This is a genomic window from Rhodoferax sp. ZS1R8 (assembly GCF_056521325.1).
Genome location: NZ_JBWMBA010000160.1, coordinates 1 through 691 on the forward strand (window position 1 = coordinate 1; position 691 = coordinate 691).

1 protein-coding gene is annotated in these 691 nt (G+C 59.0%); it reads right to left on the reverse strand.

The window, feature by feature from the left end; all coding sequences use genetic code 11:
- Positions 1-691 (reverse strand): TonB-dependent receptor domain-containing protein (locus AC097P_RS24635; protein ID WP_479613044.1); only part of this gene is annotated, 691 nt, incomplete at both ends.

Consider the following 691-nt stretch of genomic DNA (forward strand, 5'->3'; position numbering starts at 1 on the left):
CAACTCGAACCGGCCGCCCAGGCTCGGAGCGGCGATGCCGTAGCTAACGTTCAAGGCGGCGGTGAACCGGGGGCTGTCGTTCAGGCGCTGACCGCTGTAATCAACACCGGGGCCGCCACCGTTGGGAAAGCTCTTGTATACGGCGCGCGAGACCCCGAAATTACCGCCGATGGTCAGATCGCGGGACACGCGCAGGCGGGCACTAGCCTCCACGCCGCTGGAATCAACCTTGGCGGCGTTGTTGAGCACGAGAGCAGTCGTGGTGCCAACATTAACAAACTGGAACACTTGATAGTTGTCGAATCGGCTGCTGTAGGCCGCGACGTCATACTGCATGCGCCCGCCAAGAAGCTTGCCTTTAACGCCAGCTTCGTAGCCCTTGACCGTTTCGGTATCGAACTTGAACCCCCCTGCCACTTGGGCCACGTTGAGAAAATCGGTGTTCCAGCCGCCGCTCTTGAAACCGGTGGAGTACTTTGCATAGAGGTTCGTGTCCTTGTTGGCCGCGTAGCTGACACCGACCGTTGGGGTGACCTCGCTTTGCGAGCGGCTATCGGTGTAGCCATTGAGCGTGGCGATGCGAAAACCGCCGCTCTTGGAACCGTCAAGGTTGTAAAATAGATTCTTCTTTTCGTGGGTGTAGCGGGCGCCAAAATTCAGTGCCCAGTCCCGGGCAAAGTCGTAGTCGACA